The organism is Nocardia sp. NPDC058497, from assembly GCF_042720195.1.
In the GTDB taxonomy this organism is placed as follows: Bacteria; Actinomycetota; Actinomycetes; order Mycobacteriales; family Mycobacteriaceae; genus Nocardia.
In genome coordinates this window covers 1-6,443 of record NZ_JBHXMY010000349.1, presented here as the reverse complement: position 1 = coordinate 6,443, position 6,443 = coordinate 1, and the positions used below count along the sequence as shown (strand labels likewise).

General features: G+C 67.3%; 9 protein-coding genes and 1 pseudogene. 4 read left to right on the top strand and 6 right to left on the bottom strand.

The genetic code is table 11. The features are described 5' to 3' along the window. From ACFWPJ_RS21525 to ACFWPJ_RS21515, 3 genes and pseudogenes are all read left to right on the top strand, one after another. Window positions 1-1,055, top strand: a pseudogene (locus ACFWPJ_RS21525) (preprotein translocase subunit SecA); the annotation flags it as partial. 130 nt (window positions 1,056-1,185) lie between these two features. Next, complete coding sequence (locus ACFWPJ_RS21520) at window positions 1,186-1,452, top strand: hypothetical protein (RefSeq protein WP_378853968.1); 267 nt, start codon at window positions 1,186-1,188, stop codon at window positions 1,450-1,452. Next, window positions 1,449-1,856, top strand: coding sequence for a type II toxin-antitoxin system VapC family toxin (locus ACFWPJ_RS21515; protein WP_378853966.1), 408 nt, complete (start codon window positions 1,449-1,451; stop codon window positions 1,854-1,856). The genes ACFWPJ_RS21520 and ACFWPJ_RS21515 overlap by 4 nt, the downstream gene beginning before the upstream one ends. Before the next feature lie 94 nt (window positions 1,857-1,950). On the opposite strand, the gene ACFWPJ_RS21510 is transcribed toward ACFWPJ_RS21515, so the two are convergent. The 4 genes from ACFWPJ_RS21510 to ACFWPJ_RS21495 form a co-directional block, all read right to left on the bottom strand. After that, the gene (locus ACFWPJ_RS21510) at window positions 1,951-2,700 is read right to left on the bottom strand and encodes a peptidase inhibitor family I36 protein (protein ID WP_378853964.1); all 750 of its coding nucleotides are present in this window, start codon (window positions 2,698-2,700) and stop codon (window positions 1,951-1,953) included. 80 nt (window positions 2,701-2,780) lie between these two features. Next, window positions 2,781-3,461 carry a pentapeptide repeat-containing protein gene (locus ACFWPJ_RS21505; RefSeq protein WP_378853962.1) on the bottom strand — a complete coding sequence of 227 codons (681 nt, stop codon included), beginning with the start codon at window positions 3,459-3,461 and terminating at the stop codon, window positions 2,781-2,783. A gap of 57 nt (window positions 3,462-3,518) precedes the next feature. After that, window positions 3,519-3,842 (bottom strand): hypothetical protein, encoded by a 324-nt coding sequence (locus tag ACFWPJ_RS21500; protein ID WP_378853960.1) that lies wholly within the window; start codon window positions 3,840-3,842, stop codon window positions 3,519-3,521. A gap of 70 nt (window positions 3,843-3,912) precedes the next feature. After that, window positions 3,913-4,191, bottom strand: a complete 279-nt coding sequence (locus ACFWPJ_RS21495) for a hypothetical protein (protein WP_378853958.1) — start codon at window positions 4,189-4,191, stop codon at window positions 3,913-3,915. A 245-nt stretch (window positions 4,192-4,436) separates the two neighbouring features. Here ACFWPJ_RS21495 and ACFWPJ_RS21490 point away from each other — a divergent pair, with 245 nt between their 5' ends. After that, window positions 4,437-5,726 (top strand): hypothetical protein, encoded by a 1,290-nt coding sequence (locus tag ACFWPJ_RS21490; RefSeq protein ID WP_378853956.1) that lies wholly within the window; start codon window positions 4,437-4,439, stop codon window positions 5,724-5,726. A 15-nt stretch (window positions 5,727-5,741) separates the two neighbouring features. Here the strand turns inward: ACFWPJ_RS21490 and ACFWPJ_RS21485 are convergent, their stop codons facing one another. Together ACFWPJ_RS21485 and ACFWPJ_RS21480 are read right to left on the bottom strand one after the other, a co-directional pair. Next, on the bottom strand, window positions 5,742-6,155 hold the full coding sequence (locus ACFWPJ_RS21485; RefSeq protein WP_378853954.1) for a type II toxin-antitoxin system VapC family toxin: 414 nt from the start codon (window positions 6,153-6,155) through the stop codon (window positions 5,742-5,744). Then, complete coding sequence (locus ACFWPJ_RS21480) at window positions 6,148-6,399, bottom strand: type II toxin-antitoxin system Phd/YefM family antitoxin (protein WP_378853952.1); 252 nt, start codon at window positions 6,397-6,399, stop codon at window positions 6,148-6,150. Before ACFWPJ_RS21480 ends, ACFWPJ_RS21485 begins: the two co-directional genes overlap by 8 nt. Window positions 6,400-6,443: the final 44 nt, after the last annotated feature.

Below are 6,443 nucleotides of genomic sequence, written 5' to 3'. Positions count from 1 at the left end.
CCCGCTTCTACCTGTCGCTGGGTGACGAGCTGATGCGCCGCTTCAACGGCGCCGCGCTCGAGGCGATCATGACCCGCCTGAACCTGCCCGACGACGTGCCGATCGAGGCGAAGATGGTCTCCAAGGCCATCAAGAGCGCCCAGACCCAGGTCGAGCAGCAGAACTTCGAGATCCGCAAGAACGTCTTGAAGTACGACGAGGTGATGAACCAGCAGCGCACCGTCATCTACGGCGAGCGCAACCGGATCCTGCGTGGCGAGGACATGGAGGGTCAGGTCCAGAACATGATCACCGACGTGGTCACCGCCTACGTCGACGGCGCCACCGTCGAGGGCTACGTCGAGGACTGGGACCTGGACAAGCTGTGGACCGCCCTCAAGACGCTGTACCCGGTGAGCCTGGACCACAAGGAACTCGCGGGCGAGACCGCCACCGGTGAGGCCGGCGAACTCACCCGCGACGAACTCCGCGAAGCCCTGCTCGACGACGCGCACACCGCCTACGAGAAGCGCGAGCAGGAGATCGACGGCCTCGCGGGCGAAGGCGCGATGCGCAACCTGGAGCGTCAGGTCCTGCTCTCGGTCCTGGACCGCAAGTGGCGCGAGCACCTCTACGAGATGGACTACCTCAAGGAGGGCATCGGCCTGCGCGCGATGGCCCAGCGCGACCCGCTGGTCGAGTACCAGCGCGAGGGCTTCGACATGTTCGCCGCGATGCTGGAGGGCCTGAAGGAGGAGTCGGTCGGCTTCCTGTTCAACCTCCAGGTAGAGGTCCAGCAGCCCCAGCCCGAAGGCGTCTCCGTCGGCCAGGGCCTGCGTTCCCCGGTCGGCGCCCCCCGCCCCCAGGACGCGCCCGCCGAAACCCAGGCCCCACCCGCCCTGCGCGCCAAGGGCATCTCCGACGCGTCCCCCCGCGGCCTGAACTACTCGGGCCCCGCCGAGAACGGCCGCGCCGAATCCCACTCCGACGCCCAGGAATACGGCGGCCAGTCCGGCACCCGCCGCGAACGCCGCGAAGCCGCCCGCGCCGAAACCAAGGGCAAGCGCCGCCGCTGAGCGTCCAGTAACTGAATGACAAAGGCTCCCACGGCTATCCGTGGGAGCCTTTGTCGCGTCCTGGCGACGAGTTCTGATACGGCGCAGCTGCGGCTGTTCTCCGCCCGCGGGTGCATGTATAATTGCATGCATGGTTGCCCTGCAGATTCGCGACGTGCCGGAACCGCTCCGTGATCAGCTGGTCGCGCTGGCGCGCCAGCGTGGGCAGTCGCTGCAGGCATTTCTGTTCGACCTGGTCCGCGATGAAGCTCGGCGCCAGGACAATATCGCGGTTCTCAAACAGTTCAGCCCCGCCGCAGTGGACGTCGCGTTCACCACGCGGGATGTCCTCGTGGCGCTGGATGCCGAACGCGCCGAAAGAGATTCGGCGTTGGATGAGTCGGAGATCCGCGAGTGATCGTGGTCGATGCATCGGTCTTCGTTCACGCTCTCCTGAACCCTGGCCCGCTCGGTGACGCGTGCCGGGCAGCCCTGGAAGCCGACAACCGCTGGATCGCCCCACAACACTGGACCGTCGAGGTTCTGTCAGTGATCCGCCGCTTCACCCGCGCAGGCACGATTACCGCCGTCCAGGCCGACCGCGCCGTCACTGCCCTCGGCGGCCTGGATCCCGAGGTTCCTGTCACTCGCGTACTCGTCCCGAGAATCTGGGACCTCCGTGACAACCTGACCGCCTACGATGCCGCCTATGTCGCAGCAGCCGAAGCCTACGGTTGCGAACTGCTCACCACGGACTCGCGCTTGGCGAACGCGCCAGGAATCGCCTGCGCGGTCCGGATGGTGCGGGTGGGTTCGGCCTGAATACTCTGGCCGGCGTACCGGCAATCTGCCGGGCGCCTGACCGGGGTCTGCCGGTGCCCGATCGCGGCGATGCGGTACAGCCACTGACCGGATTTCAGGACGTCGGGACGGCGGTTGATGTCTTGGAGGTCGACGGTGTCGACGAACTCGGGGTGCGCGACGTGGACGGCGGTGGGGTGCTCGGTCCGGTTGTGGTGCTCGATGTGGTGGTCGGGAGGGGACCGACGGTGATCGAGCGGGCGGTGGCCTGCCAGTCGGCGGGGAGGTCGCCCTTGTCCGATTTCTCGATGGTGTAGGTGTCGCCCTTGTTGTTGCGGGCGGCGAAGAGGGTGGCTGTCTTGCCGGTGCGGTTGTAGACCGAGACCGTCGCGGCGTCGATGTGCTGGTTGCCCAGGTCGGGGGAGCCGATCTTGAACAGGGACATCTTGCCGGTGCCCTCGCTGCCGGTGAACAGGCAGACGTAGGAGGTGGGGCAGCCGCCGGTTCTGTCGCACCCGTCCTGCGTCACGCTGGTGAAGGTGTTGCCGGTGATCTTGGTGGTCTGCGAGCCCTTGCCGTTGTCGAGGGTGACCTCGTGCTCCTCGTCCGGGGCCTGGCCGATCCGGTCGAGCAGAATTTCGCAGGCTTTGCTCAGCACGAGGCCGGTGGCCCCGGCGATCACTACTGCCGACACCGTCACCCCGGCTTTCATTTTCACCACGACGGCGTCGACGATCGGCACCACCATTTCGCACACGACATCTTTCACCACTTTCGCGGTGTCCTCGCCTGCGGCGTCGTGCTCGCAGCCGACGACGCCGAATCCGACAACCAGGGCGAGCACCACGGCGAATACCTTCTGCACGGCGACAGAATGCGCGCGGATAACCCACCTGCGCAACGATTTTCACGCGTACGTCACCCGCGCTCGGGCGTGGTTTCGATTTATCGGTGCAACGAACGAACCGTCACGCCCGGTGCTCCCGACGAGGCGAACCACGACGCCAAGGCCGCGCCGTCGAGCCACTGCGGACTGTGTTCGCCCACATCGACAGGCCCGTCGATCGCGCCGACCGCGCCGGCCACCTCGCAGCCCGCCAACCGGGCGCCGTGGAAACTGGCATTGTCCATCCGCGCTTCGCGCAGGCTCGCGCCCCGGAAATCGGTGTCGCCGAACGTCGCTCGCCGCAGGTCGGCGCCGGTGAGGTCGGCGCGGTGGAAATCGGAGGTCGCGAAGTCGGCTTTCATCAACCGCGCGCCGTGCAGCCGGGCTTCGCGCAGTGTGCAGTCGCGGGCTTGGGCTTTGCCGAGATCGGCACCGGTGAGATCGGCACCCGACAGATCCGTCGACAACATCCAGGCGCCGTAGAGGTCGGTGTCGACCAGCCGGACCCCGGTCAGCCGCGCCTCGCCGAGTTCGGCACCACCGAGATCGAGCCCGGACAGATCACTGCCGCCGAGATCGAGTCCCCAACCGTTGAACAGCATTTCGGTGGTCCGCGGCACGGCCGGATCGGTCGGCAGCCGGTCGAGATAGCGCGCCAGCGCCTTCCTGGCATCCGGGTCGGTGGGCCAGCGGGGGACGGTATGCAGCTCGCCTTTCGATCGGCGCCGCCAGAACATCATGAGGCATGTTTACACCCCTCCGGTTCGCGCCCGAGAACGATCCCGCGACGTCGGCGCTCAGCTGGCCCGATGAATGGGGTGAACCCGCGACAGCGCCCGCTTCGCCTCGGCGAGCGAGATCATCTGATCCTCGTCGTCAATCTCGGCGACCGCGGCTTCGGCCCATTCCCTGAGCAGGGTTGATACGCCGACGCGCCGTTCGTCGGCGAGCTCCTTCAACCGGGAATGCAGGCCGAGCGGCAACCGGATGGAGGTGGTCACCATGATGTCCTCGTTGGCGGGCAGGCGCGGCGGAGCATCGGCGGGCGCATCGGAGAAACTCAGCCGGTCCATGTAGTCGGCGAGTTCCTCTTTGCTGGATGGATAGTCCTGATCGCTCATGCTGTGTCCTCTGCGCATGCTCGGGCGCCCTGCGTGGTTACGCGGGCTGCCTCCTCCGGGCGCTGACCGATCATGCGGGGTTCCCACTTTCCCACTGCTCGAATTGCGCCAGTTCCTCGGCGCGCATCGCTCGTGCGCCGATGATCACCCACGTCCAGTCGTCGCGCTGCCGTGTGACCACGATCAACGGGCGCCCGGCCGTGGTGCGCCCCCACACCGTCAGAACGGTCACCTGGCCGTCGAAGGCCGGGCGTGGCCACCGTCGTGACGCTGCGAGGACCTGCCGAACCTCGCTGGGTTCGACGCCGATCAGGTGAGCGATCGCCCAATCAGGCCACTCGAAACCCATAGGTCCATAATACGCACGTAGTAAGTGCCTATAAAAGCGCTGAGTGAACACTTCCGGCGGCGGCTTGCCGAGTCAGGTCCCCGCCGAGCCGCGAATCGTTCGGTTCGGGACACCAGGTCTGTTGTGGCACACCGTGGACCGCCGAGGTGGACGCCGAGCGGACCGCCCGGCCGTACGCTCGGTTGCGCGCGGCGGTTCGTTGTCCGTCCGCGGATCTGGACGAGGTGCGGAGGAAGGGGGGCGCCATGGTGCGCGCCGGCGAGATCGATCGCCCGCTGTCGCCGTCGGAACGCTGGTTCTGGCTGGTCGACCAGCTCTCCCCGGCCAATTGCGTGGTCCGGTTGCGGGTGCGTGGTCCGATCGGCGCGTATCGCCTGGAGGAGGCGGCGGACGCCGTCGTCGCCGAATACCCGCTGCTGCGCGCGATCGTCGTCGACGGCCCACGGTTCGTCCCCTCGGCCGACCCGCACCTGCCGGTCCTGCACCGCATCGTCGCCGACCCCGACGAGTGGCGCACCGTCTTCGACGACCAGCTCACCGCACCGATCGACCTGTCGACCGCGCCGGGCAGTCTCGTCGATCTGGCTTGGCGCCCAGGCACTTCCGACGAACTGCACGACCTGATCCTGGTCCTCTCACACGTGATGATCGACGGCCGCTCGATGGCCTCGCTGGCGTCACGCATCCTCGCCGTCGCCTTCGGCGCACCCGGCCCCGCCGCCATCCGGCCACCGATCCCGGCCGCCGACGACCTGATCCCACCCGCGCACACCCGACTGCTCCGCTGCCTGCGCACGAACCTCGCCGGTCAGCTCACCGCGACGGTCCGGCGCCCCGTCGGCCTCCCCGGCGACTTACCCCCGCTCCCCGTGCGCCGCACCCGCACCGTGCACCGCACCATCGAAGGCGACCAGCTCGCCAACCTGCGCGCCCGCTGTCATCAGGCCGGTGTCACCGTCAATGCCGCGCTCGCCGCCGCCCTCGCCCAGGCGCTGGGCGAACTGAACCGCCCTGGCGGATCCGGCGTGGCCGGAATCGGTATCCCGGTCGACCTGCGATCCCGGCTTCAACCACCACCCGCCGACGACGAACCCGGCATGTTCACCGCCGTACTCCCGACCTTCGTCCCCTTCGGCCCGAACCGCTCCCTCTGGGACGCGGCCCGAACAGCGAAAACGCAACTGTCCCACCGTCTCACCCACCACGCCGACCTGACCGGCCTGGCCGCCATCCGCTACGGCTGCCCACGATCCCTCGAATCAGGCAGGCGCGCAGTAGAACTCGTAGACCGCCGCGCTCCCTGGAACGTCACCCTCAGCAACCTCGGCCGCCTCGCCCCACCCGAAACCCCCGACCCCCTGCCCATCACAGCCCTCACCGTCGCAGGCACAAACTCCTGCGCCAGCGCCCTCACCGTCGCCGTAGCCACCTTCGACACCACCCTGTCGATCACCTTCTGCTACGTCGACACCATGCTCCCTCGCCCCACCATCGAGTCCCTCGCCGACAACACCCTCGCTCCCCTCAACCGCTGATCCAACGACCGCAGATCACACGGCAACGATGTTGAGCAGTGGTTCGAGGCCCTTGAAATCGTCGGGATTCCGGGTGTACAGCGGCAGCGCGTGCTGGACGGCGGTGGCGGCGATCTGCAGATCTGCACCTCGGCCACGGGGTTTGCGCCCGATCTGCTCGACGAGCAATGCCAATGACCCGTACACATGGGCGGTCTCGGCATCGAACACGAGTGGATCGAACGATCGCACCACCCATTGGAACTGGAGCTGGCGCTGTGCCTGGCGCACCGGATCCTTCGTGGCGTGTATTCCGGCCGCGAGCTCGGCGAGGCTGACGGCGCTGATCGCGGCATCGGCCTCGGCAGGCAGCTCGGCGTGAATCTCGGCGTAGTCGATGAGGACCGACGTGTCGAGCAGTATGTGGAGTGGATCGGCGGACTCACTCACTGCCCGGGATCTCCTGGTCGATTATCGCATCGAGGTCGGCACGCCACTGCGCGTAGTCGATGTGCGGGAGTCGAGCGCTGGTGCGAGCGAGTTCGGCTACCGGCACGAACGTCCGTCGGACCAAGGGTTCGAGCTTGGCTACCGGATTGCCGTTGCGGGTGATGATGAAGCTCTCGCCTGCTTCGACCGCAGCGAGCACTTTTCCGCTGTCATTGCGGAGATCACGTTGCTGGATCTGCTTCATGACCATAGTGTACCTATCTGCTACAGCGTGTGCACAATGCTACC

What these genes read in the sequence shown, in the direction of transcription:
- ACFWPJ_RS21520 (WP_378853968.1), top strand. Translation starts at nt 1,186, where the DNA reads ATGGTTGCCCTGCAGATTCGCGACGTGCCGGAACCGCTCCGTGATCAG.
- ACFWPJ_RS21505 (WP_378853962.1), bottom strand. Translation starts at nt 3,461, where the DNA reads ATGATGTTCTGGCGGCGCCGATCGAAAGGCGAGCTGCATACCGTCCCC.
- ACFWPJ_RS21500 (WP_378853960.1), bottom strand. Translation starts at nt 3,842, where the DNA reads ATGAGCGATCAGGACTATCCATCCAGCAAAGAGGAACTCGCCGACTAC.
- ACFWPJ_RS21495 (WP_378853958.1), bottom strand. Translation starts at nt 4,191, where the DNA reads ATGGGTTTCGAGTGGCCTGATTGGGCGATCGCTCACCTGATCGGCGTC.
- ACFWPJ_RS21490 (WP_378853956.1), top strand. Translation starts at nt 4,437, where the DNA reads ATGGTGCGCGCCGGCGAGATCGATCGCCCGCTGTCGCCGTCGGAACGC.
- ACFWPJ_RS21480 (WP_378853952.1), bottom strand. Translation starts at nt 6,399, where the DNA reads ATGAAGCAGATCCAGCAACGTGATCTCCGCAATGACAGCGGAAAAGTG.